This is a genomic window from Candidatus Kerfeldbacteria bacterium, assembly GCA_016214565.1.
Taxonomy (GTDB): Bacteria; Patescibacteriota; Patescibacteriia; order UBA10025; family JAHIVO01; genus JAXDBW01.
Map to the genome: position 1 here is coordinate 522547 of JACROE010000002.1, position 19878 is coordinate 542424.

General features: G+C 50.1%; 11 protein-coding genes. 8 read left to right on the top strand and 3 right to left on the bottom strand.

The annotated features are described in order from the left end of the window. Positions 1-37: 37 nt before the first annotated feature. Together polA and holA are read left to right on the top strand one after the other, a co-directional pair. Positions 38-2824 carry a DNA polymerase I gene (polA, locus tag HZC01_02635; protein ID MBI5037573.1) on the top strand — a complete coding sequence of 929 codons (2787 nt, stop codon included), beginning with the start codon at positions 38-40 and terminating at the stop codon, positions 2822-2824. Further along, on the top strand, positions 2821-3804 hold the full coding sequence (gene holA, locus HZC01_02640; GenBank protein MBI5037574.1) for a DNA polymerase III subunit delta: 984 nt from the start codon (positions 2821-2823) through the stop codon (positions 3802-3804). The genes polA and holA overlap by 4 nt, the downstream gene beginning before the upstream one ends. On the opposite strand, the gene rpsT is transcribed toward holA, so the two are convergent. Together rpsT and HZC01_02650 are read right to left on the bottom strand one after the other, a co-directional pair. After that, the gene (gene rpsT, locus HZC01_02645) at positions 3801-4061 is read right to left on the bottom strand and encodes a 30S ribosomal protein S20 (GenBank protein ID MBI5037575.1); all 261 of its coding nucleotides are present in this window, start codon (positions 4059-4061) and stop codon (positions 3801-3803) included. The two genes, holA and rpsT, sit on opposite strands and share 4 nt — an antisense overlap. A 77-nt stretch (positions 4062-4138) precedes the next feature. Continuing rightward, positions 4139-5071: an adenylyltransferase/cytidyltransferase family protein gene (locus tag HZC01_02650; GenBank protein ID MBI5037576.1), complete on the bottom strand. Its 933-nt coding sequence runs from the start codon at positions 5069-5071 to the stop codon at positions 4139-4141. A gap of 332 nt (positions 5072-5403) precedes the next feature. On the opposite strand from HZC01_02650, the gene HZC01_02655 reads away from it, so the two are divergent. The 4 genes from HZC01_02655 to HZC01_02670 all read left to right on the top strand — a co-directional run bounded on the left by HZC01_02655 (position 5404) and on the right by HZC01_02670 (position 16937). Then, positions 5404-13503 carry a hypothetical protein gene (locus HZC01_02655; GenBank protein ID MBI5037577.1) on the top strand — a complete coding sequence of 2700 codons (8100 nt, stop codon included), beginning with the start codon at positions 5404-5406 and terminating at the stop codon, positions 13501-13503. A 105-nt stretch (positions 13504-13608) separates the two neighbouring features. Continuing rightward, complete coding sequence (locus HZC01_02660) at positions 13609-14667, top strand: hypothetical protein (GenBank protein MBI5037578.1); 1059 nt, start codon at positions 13609-13611, stop codon at positions 14665-14667. Positions 14668-14688: 21 nt separating this feature from the next. After that, a complete protein-coding gene (locus HZC01_02665) occupies positions 14689-15777 on the top strand; it encodes a hypothetical protein (GenBank protein MBI5037579.1) in 1089 nt (362 codons plus the stop codon). Positions 15778-15878: 101 nt separating this feature from the next. Further along, positions 15879-16937: a hypothetical protein gene (locus tag HZC01_02670; GenBank protein MBI5037580.1), complete on the top strand. Its 1059-nt coding sequence runs from the start codon at positions 15879-15881 to the stop codon at positions 16935-16937. Between the two features lie 67 nt (positions 16938-17004). On the opposite strand, the gene HZC01_02675 is transcribed toward HZC01_02670, so the two are convergent. Continuing rightward, positions 17005-17220: a hypothetical protein gene (locus HZC01_02675; GenBank protein ID MBI5037581.1), complete on the bottom strand. Its 216-nt coding sequence runs from the start codon at positions 17218-17220 to the stop codon at positions 17005-17007. A gap of 198 nt (positions 17221-17418) precedes the next feature. On the opposite strand from HZC01_02675, the gene HZC01_02680 reads away from it, so the two are divergent. Both HZC01_02680 and HZC01_02685 read left to right on the top strand, forming a co-directional pair. Then, positions 17419-18051, top strand: coding sequence for a hypothetical protein (locus HZC01_02680; GenBank protein MBI5037582.1), 633 nt, complete (start codon positions 17419-17421; stop codon positions 18049-18051). 123 nt (positions 18052-18174) lie between these two features. After that, on the top strand, positions 18175-19605 hold the full coding sequence (locus HZC01_02685) for an RNA polymerase sigma factor RpoD/SigA (GenBank protein MBI5037583.1): 1431 nt from the start codon (positions 18175-18177) through the stop codon (positions 19603-19605). The last annotated feature ends 273 nt before the right edge of the window (positions 19606-19878 follow it).

A 19878-nucleotide genomic window follows, 5' to 3' on the forward strand; every position in this document is an offset into this window, starting at 1 on the left:
GAACGGGCGAGGTAAAGCTGGTACAATACATGAATCTATGGCACGCCATGCATCACACCAGACTAGTCTCATTATCGACGCCAATGCCTTGCTGCATCGGAGTTTTCACGCGCTCCCGCCGACCCTCACCACCGCGGATGGCCAGATGGTGAACGCCGTCTACGGGTTCACCACCGTTCTCTTGAAAGTGCTGAAAGAGTTCAAACCCACCCATATCGCAGTGGCATTTGATAAGGCGAAAAAAACGTTCCGCCATGAGCAATTTACCGAGTACAAGGCTGGCCGTGCGGAAACGCCCGACGAATTTTATTCCCAGATCCCGATTGTCAAAGAGATGTTGGCGGTTTTTGGCATTCCGGTTTTCGAATTGGATGGCTATGAGGCAGACGATGTGATTGGCACGATTGTCACCCTGAATACGAAGGAGGGCATCCGCAATATCATTGTGACCGGAGATAAGGACGCCTTCCAGCTGATTGATGACAACACCTCGGTGTACACCATGCGCAAAGGCATGTCTGATACGGTGCTGTTTGATACTGACGCATTTAAGGAGAAGTACGGGCTGGCGCCTAAACAGATGATTGATTTTAAGGCGATTGCCGGTGATCCATCAGATAATATTCCGGGAGTACGTGGTATTGGTGAAAAAGGAGCCACGGAATTACTGAAAGCATTTCCTACGCTGGAGGCAATCTATGAGGCGGTGAAGCAGGGTGAGCAATCCGGGATTAAGCCCCGCTATCTTAAGTTGCTGACTGAGCACGAAAAGGATGCGCGCATGAGTAAAGAATTGGCTACTATTGTTTGTGACACGCCGATCAAGTATCAGAGTGATGCGGCAAAACTTAAAACATACGACAAGCAAGCTGCCTACGCGTTATTCAAGCATTTGGAATTCAAAAGCCTGGTGACTCGATTACCTGAATTTGGCGAGACGCCCGCTGCGGTTGTTGCCCCTGCCCCACAAAAGAAACAGAAGGACGTTTCTGTTCAACCCACTGCGCCGGTTATCAAGCCGCATCGGGAAACACAGGCGCAGTACACGTTGATCAATACTGATGCGGACTTTGCGGATCTGCTGGCGCAATTAGAAAAGCAAAAATGCATTGCCGTGGACACCGAGTCAACCAGCGTTGATCCATTTCGTGCCACACTGCTTGGTATTAGTGTATGTTGGAAACCAGGAGTGGCATATTATCTGAACGTCAAAGACCACCCGCAATGGATAAAAAAATTGAAGACCGTGCTTGAAGACGAGAGCATCAAAAAAGTTGGCCATAACATAAAGTATGATTTGGCCATGCTCTGGCAGGTGGGTATCAATCTACAGCCGATCGTGTTTGATAGCATGGTTGCGTCGTATTTATTGAATCCCGGCTCGCGCGGACACAGCCTGGATGATTTGGCGTATAGCATTTTCGGATATGAAATGCAGCCCATTACCGATTTGATCGGTAAAGGCAAAGGAGCGATTACCATGGACCTGGTGCCGCTTGATCATGTGTCATGGTACGCCGCTGAAGATGCTGATTATACGTGGCAACTGTATGAACATTTCCAAACTGAGCTGAAGGAAAAAGAATTAGACGGATTGATGAAAGATATGGAGGTACCGCTGATACCGGTGTTGGCACGATTGGAGCAGAATGGTGTGCAGATTGATGCTGACTTTTTAGAAAAATTATCCCGCGAAACTGGTAAAAAAATTGAGAAATTAGAACGGGGGATTTACGAGTTGGCTGGCGTAGAATTTAACATCAATTCACCCGCCCAGCTGAAAGAAGTATTGTTTGAGCGATTGAAGATCAGCACTGAGGGCATTGGCAAGACAAAGACAGGTCTGTCCACGGCTGCCGCCGAGCTGGAGAAATTGCATGATCGGCATCCACTGATCCCGTTAATTCAGGAATATCGTGAGTTGGCCAAGCTCAAATCAACCTATTTAGATGCTTTGCCGCTTCTGGTAAATCCAAAAACAGGCCGAATTCACACCAGCTTCAATCAAACCGTGGCTGCGACGGGCCGGCTGTCATCCTCGGACCCGAATTTTCAAAATATTCCCATTCGTACTGAAGAAGGCCGTCGTATCCGTGAGGCATTCATTGCCAGCCCGGGGTTTTCCATCGTGGCGGCTGATTATTCTCAGATAGAGCTGCGCATCGTCGCCTCGATCGCGGGTGACGAAAAAATGATTGCGTCATTCCGCAATGGCGAGGATATTCATAGCCGTACCGCCGCCGACGTGAACCAAATTCCCCTGGAACAGGTGACCAAGCAACAGCGCTATGAAGCAAAAGAAGTAAACTTCGGCATTCTCTATGGCATGGGCGCCTGGGGATTAGCCGCACGCCAAGGCATGTCCCGCGAACGGGCTCGTGCTTTTATTGAAAAATATTTCATGGTGCATCCCGAAATTCAGGAGTATATGGCCACCACCATAGCCCTGGCGCATGAACAAGGATATGTCGAGACGTTATTTGGCCGCCGACGGTATTTACCTGATATCAATGCATCAATGCAACAGGTGCGAGCAGCGGCAGAGCGTATGGCTATCAATATGCCGATCCAGGGAACCGCCGCAGATTTATTGAAAGTCGCGATGATTCGTATTGACGCGGAATTGCCGCAGTTGAGCCCGAAAGCAAAAATGATTTTACAGGTACACGATGAATTGGTTTTTGAGGTGCCCACGGCTGATGTGGAAAAGGTTGGAAAATTTATTGCGGAAAAAATGAACACTGCCTACACACTGAACGTACCTATCGTCACCGAAGTCGAAGCCGGCCCGAATTGGGGGGCATTAACACCACTCGACGTATGATATTCCTCCTGCATGGACCGGACACCTATCGATTGCGCCAGCGACTCTCTTTTTATCGTGAGGGGTTTAAGAAAAAATATGATCCAGCTGGCTATCATGTCACGTCGCTCTTAGGCGAATCATTAACCCTGGAAAAATTCCGCGAGGCAGTTGGCCAGGGGGGCTTGTTGGCAGCCAAGCGATTTATCGTGATCGAACAGTTGCTCTCAATCAAGAAAACCACGGTGGTTGAGGCCATTGCGAGCTATTTGTCTGAGTCAAAACATGACGACAACGTACTGATTTTTGTGGAAGAAGAGACTGCCGACGCGCCGCGCCCTAAAGGCCGTACGAAAGCTAATCCGTTGCGCGCTTTTCTGGATGAACATGCCACGGCAGAATCATTTTCGTTGTTAACGGGCACCCAGCTGATCAGTTGGATACAACAGGAAGTAAAGCGTCGCGGGGGTAGTATAGCCCCTGCCGCCGCTGCGGATCTCGCTACTCGATTGGGGGGCGATTTATGGGCCGTCTCGGCGGAAATTGAGAAACTGATTAATTTTACAGCGGGTAAATCAATTACCGAAACGCACGTGGCGGAAATGGTGCACAGCGGTTTTGATGAAAATATTTTCCACTTGACCGATGCTTTAGCTGCGCGTGACGGTAAGCTGGCAACTCGATTATTGCACGATCAGTTTGCGGCCGGCGCCGCACCTTTGTATCTCCTGACGATGCTGATTCGCCAGATGCGCATTTTACTCCAGGTTCATTCGCTGGCCCAAAGCGAGCCGCATCCAGCCACCATCGCTCATCGTTTGGGTATTCATCCGTTTGTCGCCCAAAAGGCAGTCCGGGATGTGCGGAAGTTCCAGATGGAGGAGTTAGTGGATGTGTACCGTCAGTTGCTCGATACGGATATTGCGCTCAAAACCACCTCGCGTGATCCGCGGGTGCTCTTGGACATGGTGATTGCGCGTCTGTGTAGCGTGAAAAACTAGATTTTGTTCAGCGCCGTCATCAAGCGGGATTTGTATCGGCTGGCGGTGTTTTTTGGCACCACCTTATTCTGAGCGGCCTTATCCAATACTTTGACGGCGGCCTTCACCAGTTCGGCGGCTTTTGCCTTGTCCTTGGCCGTGATGGCAGCGCGCGCATCTTTCATGGCAGAACGCAGTCGTCCTTTGACCGATTTATTCTGAGCCGTCCGTTTCTTAGTTTGGCGAAGATGCTTGAAAGCAGCGTGTTTAATAGGCATACGAGTGAGAGAAAAATAGTTACTGAATAATAAGTAGGCTTGAGTGTAGCAAAGCTTTTTCAGTATGGCAAGCGTGGTTAGATGGCGATATCAAGTACGGGGTATTTTTTCCAATGTGGGTCAGAAAAATGCCACCATTCCGTGGGCAACGCTTCAAAACCAGCTCGGATCATGGCTTTTTCTAGAATCAGTGCATGCCGCTCCCTGGGGGTGGGATGCGCGGGGTGTTGGCGATGTGCGCGATCCGAAAATTCGTCATAGTGCGTCGGCATGGGGAGTTCTCGCCCGTTTCTGTCCACCAGCGTACAATCCACGCCGGTACCGCGCGTATGCACCGGTCCTTTTTTAGGATTTCCGACGTACCGCTCATCCGGAAGATGGCGCCATAATATTTTTTGTGCTGAGAGTGGCCGGTAGCAATCCCAGATTTTGAGACCATAACCTTGGCGTTGCAGTATTGCTTGCGCTTTTTTGACCATGGTGGCGACGTGGGATCGCCCCAGGATGATCCGGTTTTGGTACAGTTGCTTGCCAGTAAAATTGCGGGCGGTCGCATAGCGTGGTTCTATCTTGATACTTGGATTGAGGCGGTGCAGTGCCACTAAACCAGCGGCATGCAGGCCACCGGTGCGGAATCCGCCAGCCGAAAATCTACGAGCACGGGTTATCCGTGGGTGGAGTCCTCGTGTTGCCAATTTTTTCTTTAGATCATCTGTAAATGCAAATTGATCATACCCGAGGCAGATGATATCAGGCCGCTCGGATTCGATAACCGACAATTTATCACCACTCCCGCCGGGTATGATCCGGTCGGCCAGGCGGAGGGCGCGCATGTTTTTCACACGTTCCGCTTGGGTGAAGTAGGGGGCATAGCCTTTGACCCGGCGAACGGTTACATCACGAGCAATCACTACAGTTAAAAAATCCCCCTTCAGTCGTGCGTCGTGGAGTAGTCTTCGATGACCTGAATGGATCAAGTCGAATGTACCGGTGACTAATACTTTTTTCATAGTGCAGTCAGTATAGCAGACCCTAACACCTTGTCATTTAATCGGGTGGGGTACCACTAGCCTGTAGGCGAGTTGCGATTGCCGTGTCAGTCGCTCATGCTCCATCCTCGCGTAAAGCGACGTGGGCACCACGCGGCTTTACGTCGCAATGACAATGCTTGGGCGGGGGGAGCAATTTGACAAAAGGTATAAAATGAGTTATAATAGCATTGTACTTAAGGAAATTAATAGAGGGAAAACCTCAAATTTCCTTAGGATTTTTGTTGTTTTTGGAAAGCCCGATGTGTCGTAAAAAGCATCGGGGGGAAGAAAAAACCAAAATAAAAATTATCATGTTTTTCTTGTTTAAGAACATATCGTTTTGGCTAATACGACCCCTCAAGCTGCTGGGTGGTAAATTTTTGGCGTCCCAAGAAATACATCAAACGCGCATCACCATAAATTTTGTAGAAGAGCAGATTCGGCAAACGTATTTTCAAATTCACCGCCTTGGTATTATTCGGGTGGTTGGATCGGTGATTGGCATAATAATTTTACAAGCAATTCCCGTCACAAGCTTGATGGCGATTGAAGCGGCGAGTAATACCAATGCAGTGATCGAGACGTCAATGCTCTCTGCAGAAGTGTTCCACCTGGCGCAATCAGATTTTGCAGCAGGCGAAGACGTGCCATTTTCGATTGAGGTAGCGCAAAAACCGATTCTACCAATTTTTAATTTTGGGAAAGTTGAACGTGTCATTGATGGTATGACATTAATGACGCCAAGCGATGATATTGAGCTAACATTAGCCGCAAATTCAACCCAGGCGAACGGGAGGAGCGCCTATGAGCAGTACACCATACCGCACGAGTATGCTACGGCACCGGGGAAATATCAGTTGCTCGTCACCACAACCGAGGACGGGGAACAAGTAACTACTGAACGAGATTTTTATTGGGGCGTCTTGGTGTTGAATACAGATCAAGACACCTATCGTCCGGGCGATACCGCAGTATTTCAGATGGGCGCAGTGGATGACGTCGGGGTGACGGTTTGTGATGCGGATATGCGGCTGGTAGTGACTGCACCCGATGGACAAGAAACGACTCTCACTTCAGCGGCGGGTACGATCGAACGATCCGCAGAATGCGGACCGACGACTGTCACTCACGCTCCTGACTACCGTGCGGTAGCCCCGCTGACCCTCACGGGCACCTATCAGATGGCACTCACCGCCGAGTATGACGGGGTTACCCATACGTGGGATGGCACGGTGGATGTCACTGAAACAGCGCCCTTCACCATCCGGCGTGTCGGTCCATCGCGTATTTGGCCGCAGGCTGCCTATCATATGACCCTGACAGTTACCCCGGAGGCGGATTATCAGGGTATGATTCGAGAGCAGGTACCCGGCGACTTCATTATTACCGAGGTAGGTGAGGATGGGGCGTATTTAGAAGATGAAGTCACCACATCGGTTGAGTGGCAGGCAGACTGGCGGGCGGGTGAGACATATCATCTGAGCTATACCTTTGACGCGCCTGATATCAGCCCGGCGTTATTTACTCTGGGGCCGCTGGCGATCGGTAATTATCAGGAGACGCGCGTTTGGCAGATCGCGTCTGATGCGCTGGCTGGTACGGGCATATTAGTCTATGGCGAAGATGGCGCGAACAGCCCCAGTCCTCGCTATCGGACCTGGTCTGGTACGGATTTGGGTAATGAGGCCAGCGCCCAGGCGGACGAAACCGTGACGGTTGATGTGAACCACAGTATCATCGAGTGCGGCACGACGCGCAATGAGTGTATTCGCGGGGACCTAAATGATGCCGGGCACCTTGATGTTCAGGTATGGAACGGAAATACATCTGCCTGGGGCAATGGTGGCAGTGCGCCAACCAACGGTGATTTTACTACGGGCATCGGAACGACGAATGACGTGTACCGCGCCTTTGATATCGCTTATGAAGATACATCTGGTGATGGCATGGTGGTGTATGAGTCCTCGAGCACTGCCAATGGCACAATTATGTACCGCACTTGGGACGGCACCAACTGGTCAGCTGAACAAACGCTTACGTATTCTGGCGTTAGTGGGTATGTCGCGGGGGTGGCTTTTTGGGTAGAGCTTGAAGCGGATTACGGATCAAATAATATTTTATTGGCGTTTAAGGATGGTACGAATAATGATGTGTACGCCATGCGCTGGGATGGAACTGCCTGGGTGAATAGTGGGAGCGATTTGTATACCCTCATAACCGCTGCTGGGTCGATTACCACCAAGCAAGATTTTGATATTGCTTGGGAGGGCACATCAGGTAAGGGGAAGATTGTGTATGCGACTGGTACGACAACGGGCGCTTCGACATACACTGCTGGCTCGGGTTGGGCAGCGGATTCAAGTCCTTTCAATCCAGCACTTGCCGTGCAGTGGATTCGTATCGCGGGCAGCCCGAATAACAACTACATCGCCTCAATGTACAATGCAGTGGTGAGCACCACTTCTGCTGACATGTATGTTGATATGTGGAACGGGACAGATTGGACATCCGTGACTACACCTGCGGGCGATACAGACATTAACAATAATGGGTATGCTCAACCGATGGATGTTGCTTGGGAATACGGGTCGAGTTCGGATCGAGCGCTCTTTGTCTGGCGTGATGGTACGACCAGCGAACTTTACGTTCGGTACATGGTGTTTGACATTGCTGGGCATGCACTCGGAAGCAATGTATTTATTGCACCTGATGATGATGGCGCCGGCACGGCAACATGCAATCTTACTGGTACGGCCAGTGATGATAATGTGGCTACGGGTGGATTGTCGGCTGCAGAAAATTCTAACGGCCCCTGTTCAGCCGACGTAGGGATGTCATGGGAAAATGAAGTCTCTGGTATTGATTTGAATGCAGATCCCAGCTCGCGAAAAATCATTTTACTTGGCGAAGATTTGACGCTCGATCTCAAACCTGAAGTGCAGCTGTGGAATGGCACTGATGCGGGAACCTGGCTTACTCAAACAGCTAACATGAGTTATGAACTTGACCTGTCTACTGGTGCTACGTTGTCGACTTCATTACCGACCAAAGCGTATGATTTTGCCTTTCGTCGAGATGACACTGTCATAATCTCAGGCACGGCTTATACCAGTCATACCGAGGGTGCCACGCTCAATAGTAGCGGAGGCGCAATTAAACTAGTGAATTCCGCAACCGGCGCTACAAATTCTGATACCGACGGCACGGATGGGTCGGGTGTCTGGTCTATCCCTAATGTCCCCACCCCTACCAATGGGAATGATTTGATTATTTATATTGACGGCGCGGCTACCGACGGCACGCTAGTACTCCAATACGGCGCATCATGTACTGGCACCCCGAGCTGTACGGGGTTAAAGTTATATCAAGACGCTGTAGTTGTTCGTAATGAGCACACGGGTTTGGTGACCAATCAAGATTTATCTGGTTGCGATAACGATTCCGGTACGAATTGTGCCGATACGGAAATCGGATATACGTCCAATCTGAGCGGTACGTATAATCTGACGACATCAAGCGGTCGGGAATTACATATTTGGACTGGCGATGCGCTGGATCCGGGCGGCACTATCACGACTGATGCCACGGGCGGTGACGTGCATGTAGATGACAGCGCCACGCTTGATTTCGATACCGCCACCAGTACGGTCGGAGCCAATTTAGTCATTGACGCCAGTGCGACTGCTAACGTCATAGCAAGTACAACCGTGACGGGCGCGGCAGCAGGCGGTGTGACCGTGGCTGGTACGCTCAATCAGACATCAGGTACGCCCACCTTTACCATAGGTAATGGCACTGATGAAGACTTAACCACGAATACAGGTGCGAGCGTCACACTGTCGAGCGGCACGACGGTCATCAAAGATGATTTAGTAATGAATGCGGGAACCGTGGCAGTGAGCGATACCATGGATCATAACGACAATACAACGGGCAATATTATTGATTTGAATGGTGGCGCTTTAACGATCAGCGGCGGGACATACACGCTTGGAGGAGATTTAGAACAAGATGGCGGAACGGCAACCATTTCAACTACGTTTACGCTCGGTGGTGATCTCGATGTAAATACCGGAACGCTCGATATTGACCCGAGTGCAAATGTAGATTTTGCCGGTGTGTTTTGTACCCAAGTGGGGGCAATTGTTAATCTGGACGGTGGGACGACTGATGGGACAACCGCCAGCTCATCACATTTTCGATTTAATGGTGGCACGATTAACTTAACTGGTGGGACTCATCAAACAGCGTCAGATGCTATTGTTGAATTCGCTCGAAATTCAGGGGGCGTAGATTGCAATTCTGATGGTACGCTCGGTAACACGACTTTCAATATGTCGGGCGGGGTAATGAAATCACGCGCGTATTTGGTGTACGGGTCTTATACATTGACAACGACCACCGTATCAGGAGGTACGCTGCAGCTGGGATATGGAGGCACTCAGGCATCAAATATTTTGTACAATGCGAATTCCGGTTCGTTCCAGTTTTATGATGTGACCGTTGTCGCCAGTAGTTCTATTAGCAGTTCGCAGACTTATGCATTTCCTATTAAAAATAAGTTTACTATAAATAGCGCTCAGGATTTTAATTTGAATGGTGAAGACCTGACCGTTGACGGCGGCTGGGTGAACAACGGCACCATGACTACGCCATCGGCTGGCACGGTTACCCTGCGTGGCGGGCAGTTTACCGGAAGTGCGGACAGTAAATTTTATAATCTGACCATTGATCCATCTTCACCGGCGACCGTTACTATTGATACCGATGTTGGCGCGGATGATCCGACGGTATACGCTGCATTGACGGTAGCGGCTAGTGATGAGCTCGCCATCGAAGTGAATAGGACTTTATTAGTCGATAGAACTTCAGGCTCAGTGTCTCTCTCCGGAACCATCAGCGGGGCGGGGCGGCTCACTTATCAGCCGGCCGCGGCCTTCCCAACTGGCGGCACGATTACTTCGATTCTGCGATTTGATTCAGAATACAACAGTCAAATTATGGGAGCTCGTACGTATGGAGGCAACGTCGAATCATATAATAATAGTGTCTCTACGAGAACGTTGACCATGGGAACCGCAGGCGGGCAAACGATCAATGTGACTGGGGCGTTTACTGTGTTTGATAATTTTGGGGGCATGACGGTTACCGCGGCTACGCACGACCCGACGGTGAACATAACCGGAACTTTTGGTCCTTGCACTATGGTAGATGGTAACCCTGGATTTATTGCTGATGCGGGTACCTGGACAGCAAGCGGTGATGTAAATATGACACTGTGCTGGGGCTCATCCTTTACTGGTTCTCATACACTACTCATGGATGGTTCCTCAAAAACGTTAACGTCAAGCCTCACCTCATGGCAAAACTTCACTGCGACCGGGACGATTACGTTGGCAAATGCCAATCATACGATAAAAGGTAATGTTGTTTTGACTGGCAGCACTATTACCGCTGGCACTTCGACTATTAATATGACCGGTACCGCTCACGCGATTACTGGAGCCGGGCAGACACTGAATAATTTGACGATCAATCCTTCGTCGGCGGGTACAATCACCGCTCAAACGTCAGACTTCACCGTGGGAGGGACATTAAATGTAGCAGTTGGCGACCAGTTCACTATCAATTCCGGCATTACGGTCACCCATACTGGCGCGACATTGACGCTGTCTGGGACCATGAACGGGCCTGGACGCTTAACGTACAGAAGTGCTACGGCATTCCCCACGACCGGTACATTAGCTTCCAGTCTTATTCTCAAAATGGATAGTACGAGCACCAACCAAAGTATGGGGCAGCGGACTGATTACCAGAAAGTTGAAATTGATAATAGCGGCACGACTGCTGGACGGACGGTAACCGTCGGGACGGCTGGTTCTCAAACTATTACCATCAACTCAACGCTCGATCTGATGAACACCGGGGCAGATCCAAGTACTACTGTCTTCCAGGTAAATACGTGGGACCCGGCGTTCACCGTGACGGGCAGCGTAACGATTGCTGCTAATACCACGTTTGAGGCGAGCTCGGCGACAACGACGAATTTTGGTGATGATTTTTCCAATTCAGGAACTTTCACTCATAATTCCGGAGCGATTGCATTAACGACGACTACTGCAGCAACAATAGCTGGCAACACAACATTTAATAACTTCTCAGTTACGAGCATCGGCGCAGCCAAAACAATCAATTTTACGAATGGCTCTACAACAACAGTTTCTGGAACATGGACCGTAACTGGCGCTGTGGGTCAGCTCGTGACGTTACAATCGACAAGTTTAGGCAATCAGTGGACTATTAATCCGACATCAGCTTCAATTTCATACGTCGACGTGAACGATTCTAATAACACTGGGGCGGCGATTTGCGCCACGTTTTCGCAATCGACTAGTGATAACAATACAAATTGGGGCGTTTCCGCGGGAGCGACCTGTGGTATCGATATTGCCGGTACTTCCAACAGTTCCGGCGGCACGGTGCGGGTTGCAGTCAATACGTCATTACAAGCGCAAACTACGACGTTAGCCGCAAGCTGGACGATCACAGGCGTGACGGTTAATAATACCGATATTGTCACAGTTTTTGTGGAAGGTGTGGATACCGCGGAAACGACTGGCGTGGCGCAATACGACGGTACGGGCAATATCGGCGGCATGGTGCTCAATACCAACGTGTTGAGTATTGGCAGCGATGATAACCAAACCATCGACCTGGCCGATCTTGATTTATTCAGCTGTTCGGACAACGAAAATGTGATGCATAGTGTGGCTGCGGGCGTGCTCGATATTGAGGGGACGGACGCCGGATGCGGCGCTAACCCGGCCAACAGCTATTCCGATGAAACGTTAAAAGCGACCGCATCAGACCCGTTATCTATTGGCAACAGCCAGACTTTGAATTCGCATAACGTTACCATTGATGCCAGCGGATCAATTACGTCGGGGACCAGCGGTGTATTTGATGTGTCAGGAACATGGGATAACAACGGAACGTTTACCGCAAGCACGTCAACCGTCACGTTTAGTTCGGGTTCTACGGAAACAGTTGAAGCTGGCTCCTCCAGTTTTAATAACGTTGTGTTTGCAAATGCTTCGGGCAATTGGACGGTTCAAACAAACAATATGACAACCAACAACCTGACACTGACGTCGGGAACGTTCACTTTGGAATCCGGGCGCACGCTGGAGGTGCAGGGAAATTATTCCCAGGCAATTGTCGCGGCTAATACTACCTGGACTGGATCGACGCTCTACCTCAATGGCAGTGGGGGAATGTATGACATCAATACTAAGACGCACGGCGGTGATACCTATGCCACGCTGCGAGTGGGTGGTAGTGAAGACATTGCCATGTGGGATTCCAGCGCGGCGACGGCCTACACCATTGATGCGGGTGGCTGTCTTTTCTCCGAAGACCATAGTGGTTCAGCCGGGCGCTTGAATATCTATGGCACCTGCAATTCACGCGCTAACGAGTATTGGAGCTACACCACTGATTTTGATGGCGCAGCGGTGACGCGGCAAACTGACGTGCGTTTCGCCCCGAGCGCCACACTAACCGTAGATAACGGTGATACGCTGGAAATTCTTGGGCAGAGCGCCGGCGCTAACCGATCGCTGGTCACGCGTGAGAGCACGGGCAACTATGGATTGACCGTCAGCGGTACCATCAATGCGCAGTATTATGATTTTGATTATCTCAATGCCAGCGGGCTGAATCTGACCAGCACTGCCACGGTTACCGAATTATCCGATGGGTCATTTGATAATAATGCCAGCGGTGCGTCATCAAGCTATTTGACCTTGACCAGTCTCACTTCGTCAAAGAGTTTATTCCGAATTGTTTTTGATGAGAGTGGCGACGGCACTGACAGTAATGTCGTTTACAATATTAATGCCGATGGCAGTGGTATTGATTGGACAATGTTGCAATGGAGCGGTGGCAAAGGCGGTGAAGCCAATGATAATGAGGTAAATAGCGCTTCGGTCAAATGGTTTTCTGATTTAACCTTAGCGGTGAGTGCTAATAGCATTGATCTCGGTGTGGTAAATCCATTGATAACCGGTAGTGGTAGCCACACTATTACGGTCACGTCTAATGCTCCGAGCGGCTACACCTGTCGCGCGGCGGAAGATGGCAATTTACGCAATGGCGCCAGCGACATTGATGATGTGATTGATGGCGCGGTGACGACGGGCAGCGAGGAGTATGGGATTAGCTGTACTGGCGCTGATTGTCAGTTGTCGGGGGACAACGCCTTGTCTGGTTCGCCATTAACGATTGCTACCTACAATACTACCGCGGTCGCTCGAGTGACCACGCTCTACTATAAGGCGGCGATTTCTTCAGCAACAGCGGGGTTATCTTACTCACATATCGTGACGGTGACGTGCACGGGCGATTTTTAATTAAATCATTGACAAGAGGCGTGAAAAGTGCTAAAATGATAGTAGAATATAGGAAATTTGTGCGTTTTTGCACACCAATATTCAAAAAACCAACACAAAAATCATATGAAACATAAAGTCATAGCTGCGGTTTTTAGTTCCCAAACAACGACCAATCTGAATCGGGTGGCCACACTCGTCACGCTGATTGCCATGCTTGGGGTAATTTTAGTCTATCCGGGCACGCAGGTAAAAGCGGTTGGTATCGATGCGGTGACCGCTTCGGTACCAGAAGGTTCTGATGCCACCGGCGCTGCTGCTGCGGTGACCGTTACTTTTGAATCTTCTGTGCTCTCAAATGGCGAGGTGTTTACAATATATTTGGGAGAGGATACGACCGGTGATGAGTGGGGATTAAATGCAGTGGCCACTGGAGATATTTCATGTTCAGATAATGGAACTGGTGAAACATATACCGTTGGTTCAGTAAATGCCGCATCAGCCACTCTGCCGATGCGCACAGCGATCACGGCTACGACTGTCGGTACTGGCGCCACGACTACCACTTGCGTGATTGGTGACGGCACTCCAAATCCAACGAACCCCACAGTAGCGGATGGTTATTCTGTTGCGGTGGTTACCAGCGCTGATTCTGGAGCTGGTATTATTTACATCGGTGACGCAAACGATGTTACGGTATCGGTGAATGTATTGCCCAACTTGACGCTGACGATTGATAATGCGGATGGCACGAATTGTACTACATCATCAGGCGTAACTTCGTGTAATCTCGGTACCGTGCTGACCACTACCGTTGGTCAAGGGAATTATGATGTTAACGTCGGTACCAACGCTACGAGTGGAGCTACTTTACAGATCGCCGAGGATGGCAATCTGCGTAATGGCGCAAATGAGATTGCTGATGCTACTGAAAATGATACGATCGTAGCAGGAACGACTGATTACGGCATCGCCGTCGCATCAGATGGCGGATGGACGGAGCAGGGTAACTTTAATGATGATGATACGCCTATTCCGACCGGGCCGGCCACGGTGGCTACGACAGCAGGGGCAGTCGCCTATACCAATGATGTGACCGTAACGCACAAGGTCGCGGTGGATTCTACGGTTCCTGCGCTGGTCTATTCACACATTGTGACATGGACGGCGACAGCAAATTTCTAGTGGCCTCAAACAAAAATAAAAATGAAAACCAAAAAAACAACTCATAGCTTTTTTGGCATCCGGCTCCGGGATGAAGCAACTGGCCGGCTCTTTCGTTTTGAACACGATCTACTGACGCTGGTAATTGTTTTTGCGGTTGTTGCTTTTGGCGTACGTTATTATTTACCACGTTTAGATGCTGCTGGTTTAGATAGTGTTACGGTGTCATTAAGTAATGAAACAGTTAATACTGATGCGCGTGTCACCGTTTCATTTGAAGTAGGGAATTTATCGAACGGCGAGACGATTGGGATTTATTTGGGGGAGGATACGACTGGTGATGAATGGCAGCTCGACGGTATCACGACTAGTCATATTAGCTGTAGTGATAATGGTGCGGGTGAAACGTATACAGCGACGGCGGTCAATGCGGCGAGTGCCAGCGTGGCCATGAACGTTGCTTTTACTGCTACGACAGTTGGTGCCGGTGCCACGACCGTGACGTGTTTGATCGGCGATGGCGGCGCTAATAATCCCAACAACCCGACGGTAGCTGATGGTTATTCAGTTGCAGTTGCGACGACTGAGGATGCGGGTGCGGGCATCGCCTACGTGGGTAATGCAAACGATGTGACGGTGTCAGTTCAACTATTGTCTAATCTAGCATTAACTGTGAATAATGCTGATGGCACCCGCTGCACGACCACCGCTGGTGTAACGAGTTGTAATTTGGGGACAGTGTTAACAACCACCGTGGCTCAAGGGAATTACGATGTGAATGTTGGCACTAATGCTTCAAGCGGCGCCACGTTGCAGCTCACCAGCGACGGCCAGCTGCGGAATGGTGCGAATACAATTGCCGCCTATGTTGAGGATTCGGGAGCGATAAGCGCCGGTACGGAGGAATATGGTATTGATTTGGCCTCTGATGTCGGGTGGACGGAGCAGGGTAATTTTACGGATGACGCAACTGCCGTACCTACCTCGCCTACTAACGTCGCGACCACTGCCGCTGAAAATGATATTGCCGGAGCAGATATTACCGTCACGCATAAAGTAGCCATTGATTCGACCGTGCCAGCGTTTCTCTACTCACATATCGTGACCTGGACGGCCACGGGAAATTTCTAGCTTAATCAACGAATAACCTTCGGCTTTGCCTGCCTGGAGTACAGACCTGGCATGCTTTTTTATTGTCTAAATTATTTTTTTGCGCTATACTTTTCACTATTATGGAGGTACCCAGGAGACAGCACACACATTTTCTTTTTTGGCTGACCATCAGCGTTTGTGTCGCGACTGGTTTTTTTCTTTTTGGACACGTCAGCCAAGCGCAGGCTGTGACCATTTCACAGCTGAACCTCGAGATTAATGCAGATCCCGGCGAAACGATTGAACAGGTTGTTCAGGTGTATGACGATTCGAAGAGTGGCGTCACGGTTTTCCCGTGGGTTTACAATTTTACCCAGGATCCAAGTCGCGAGGGGTCGGCTTTAATATTGACCGATCCGAAGGATCTCAAGCCCGACCGTGCCTGGATACAATATGACCAGGCGCTGGTCGCTCTGCCCGCTGATGGAACATTGGTTGACTTTCCGTATCGCATTGTGGTGCCTGAGGATGCTGAGCCAGGTACCCATCTCATTTCATTAGTCTTCCGCACGCGTGCGCCTCAAGATGCTGAAGAAGAAGGTACGGAAGTGATCATCGGTGCTAACGTGGCTTTAGATATTTTTCTCAAAGTGTCAGGCGTGACGATTGATACGATTGATGCCGATTTTCAAGTCGGACATTTTGCCAATACAGATCCGCAGACGTCATTAGCCGAGCGAAAAAAAACATTTACGCCAAAAACATTCTTCACGAAACCACCCGTGGATTTCCTGCTGGAGGTGGTCAATCAGGGGAATACCCATCAGAAGCCAGACGGTAACATCAAAATCATCAACGACCTGATTGGCGGAGAACCTGAACAATATGCCATCAATCAGGATGGAAAAATTGTTTTGCCAGGAACTTCACGTCTCTATGAAACGCCACGATTTGGTCAGGGATTCATGTTTGGTAAGTACCGCGCCCAGCTCACGCTCTTGTATGGCAATCCATTGAAGCCATTGAATAAGGAAGTCAGTTTTTGGATTGTGCCGGTACTGGAAATTAGCATTGCCCTGGGGATCCTGCTGCTCTTAATTGTTTCGGTTATTTTCTACATAATCTGGCGGAGAAAAAAAGACCGGGAGAAAGAACAGCGCATTCGCGAGCAAGTTCGCCAGGAGATGCAGCAGCAATAGACTGTCGATGAAAAACCGCCCGTTGAGTATACTCAGGGGCGGCGGTTTTGGGTTTGTGCGAGGAAAGCTAAGGCAACGGCGTGGCGATACGAAGAATTTTTTTCACAAGAGCTGGTTCGATGAATTTCTCCTTGATGGAGAGCAGGCCATTTTCGACGGTGCCAATCATATCTGCTTTGCGGTAGAGGCCTCCGTACATGGTGGTGGGATTCAGTCCCAGGGCTTGGGAAACTTCAACTTCAGGCATCTTCGGTTTGTGAAGCCTATATACTTTATATGTCATGGACACTCCTGTTGTGTTTTTTATTTTTTTGGGAAGTAGTTAGTATAGTGCGGAAACCTGCGCACGTCAAAGACGCGGATGAGCCAGACTTTTTGACGGCAATCCCCGTGGCTGGTAAGATGGCCTAATATATCAAAAACAGCTCGTTTTATCGTAATTCCATACATCAACCATCGGCAAAACCACAAGGAGGTTATCATGCCGAAATCTCTAAAACTAGTTCAGAATACCCTACAAGGCCTATTTGAGGTTTATGCGGGGGAATTTGATCCAGATGAGTTTTTTGCTGACACCAGTCGGCACGATGTGATGAAGCTTGCGGTCCAGCTGGGCCGTGACGGCGCGATCACCCTTGATCGCATCATGGAGTACGTACAGGCGTCATATGATGTCAGTATGGATGATGCTCCGGCATTTGCCATGAAGCTCTTCCGGACGCTGCAGCGGTTGTCAGAGGAAAGCGATTTACCGTTCTCATCTGATACCCCGACCACGCGGCGCCCTCGGAAGACGCGTCAGCCGAAAGGCAAGACGGTGCAACCGTCGAAGGATGCGTCGTCTCCTGGCCGTTCTCGCTCGGCGAATTCTCCGCTGTCGAAATTTATCACCGCTTGCGGTGATGAAGCGGCGGCAACTCAGCTCTTGACTGATGCGATCCGCAAAGCCGGAAAGGAAAAGGCACATGGCGCCATCGGCCGTGCTTTTGAAGAGATTCTGGTGAATAACCCGAAGCAGTTTAATTTCCTGAAGAAGCTGAATGCCCCGGGTCGGACATACATCGTCAAGCAGCTCGGAATCGATGCCAAGAAGGTGCTGAAGAGCAAGGAGTAGCTCATGCGTAATACCATTATTACCAGTGACGGAATGATTCCGTCTCGAGCTTCACCATTCCCCACTCGTGCGGAGCTGATATTGATTGCTCGGATCGAAGACCACTATGGTTGTCAGGATCGCATGGACGACCTCTTGCGCGAGTGGCACCACGTCCGCGGACTGTCTTTGTCGGCGATTGCGCTGATTTGGACATCAGTATTGGGCAATGACATTGCCCTGTCCTGGCTCGAATACCTGGCGGAACGGTATGGCGTCGCGGTCAGAGCACATGACAATGCGCTGGTTGAGACGACCATAGCGGCCGGGGCAGCCATTGCCTCGGCAGATTCAGCCGAACCCTTCAGTGGGATCGGCGGCGGCATTATTGCCCAACGCATCGTGAATCTTTGGCAATATAATCGTAGTTGGTCGCGTGTTTTGAGTCGGCTGTTCCAGCAGGACAATCGCGTCACACTTTCGTGGCTGCAATCGTTCGTGGTTCAGCACGGAGCGGCGTTTGTTAATTTGGTAAAGGCGAGCGATCTTCGTTTGCTCTTTGCAAATGACGGTTCGGTCGTTATCGAAGCGCTTCCTCAGGAAGTGTCCGAGCCGGCTCAACTAGCCGTCCGCCAAAAACGCAAACGCACCACGCGCTCATCAGCTCAACTGGCTCGATCGTCTGATCGCCCCAAAAGCGATCGGACACCTGGCCTCAGGGACGAGGATCGATCGCTTGTTGTATATTTCCGAGAAGTTGGAAAAACGCATTTGATTGATACTGCTGAAGAGGTTCGTCTGGCGCAGCGTATCCGGAAGGGTGACCAGTGCGCGTATGAAAAATTGGTTAATGCCAATTTGCGCTTTGTTACTTCGGTGGCAAAGCAATACCAAAATCAGGGCGTATCCCTCGGCGATTTGATCAATGAGGGGAACATCGGCCTGATGAAGGCAGCTAAGCGATTTGACGAAACACGGGGATTTAAGTTTATCTCTTATGCGGTCTGGTGGATCCGCCAAGCAATCCTTCAGGCTCTGGCAGAGAATTCCCGCATCGTCCGACTGCCCCTGAATCGGTCGGGTAAGCTCTATAAGATACGGAAGACGAGCGATCGTCTCACTCAAGTCTTAGGACGCGAACCAACCCCTGATGAAATCGCTATTGAACTCGCCTTAAGCGAGGATGAGGTAGACTATACCATGTCGATTGCAGACACTCATCTTTCGCTTGATATGCCGCTTTCCGATGAACTTGGTAGTGATAATCTGATTGATCGGATCGAGGACACGTCAAGCGTGTCCGCTGATCATTCATTTATGACCAAGTCGTTGCGTGCCGAAATCGAAAAGGCGCTGGATACCTTAACTGCCCGACAGGCAGACGTGGTGACTCTGTATTTTGGGCTCAATCATGAACATCCGATGACTTTGGAGGAAATCGGAGCTCAATTTTCCCTGACTCGAGAGCGAGTCAGGCAGATCAAAGAACTGGCGATTCGAAGGCTGCGTCACGCCAGCCGTTCCCGGTCGCTCCGATCGTATCTCGATACATTTGAACAAGGAGGAAATCATTAAGCAAGTCGTTATGCACCATCACACGCATGACGACTTTTCTTTTTTACAAAAAGAAAACCCTCATCAACGATCCTCTTACGCTTCAGCGACGTGAATTCCTTATGCGTCCGGACACGTTCCTACTCGCGTTGGACTAGGGAGGGTGATTGATGAGGGGCAAACCGCCAAAGAAAGGCGGGATCGGAACAGGCTGCATCGCTGGGAAGATGCAGATCAGCGCAACGGGCTGAGTCAGGAGAGCGGGACAAAAGAGCCGGTGAACTATGCCGTTAC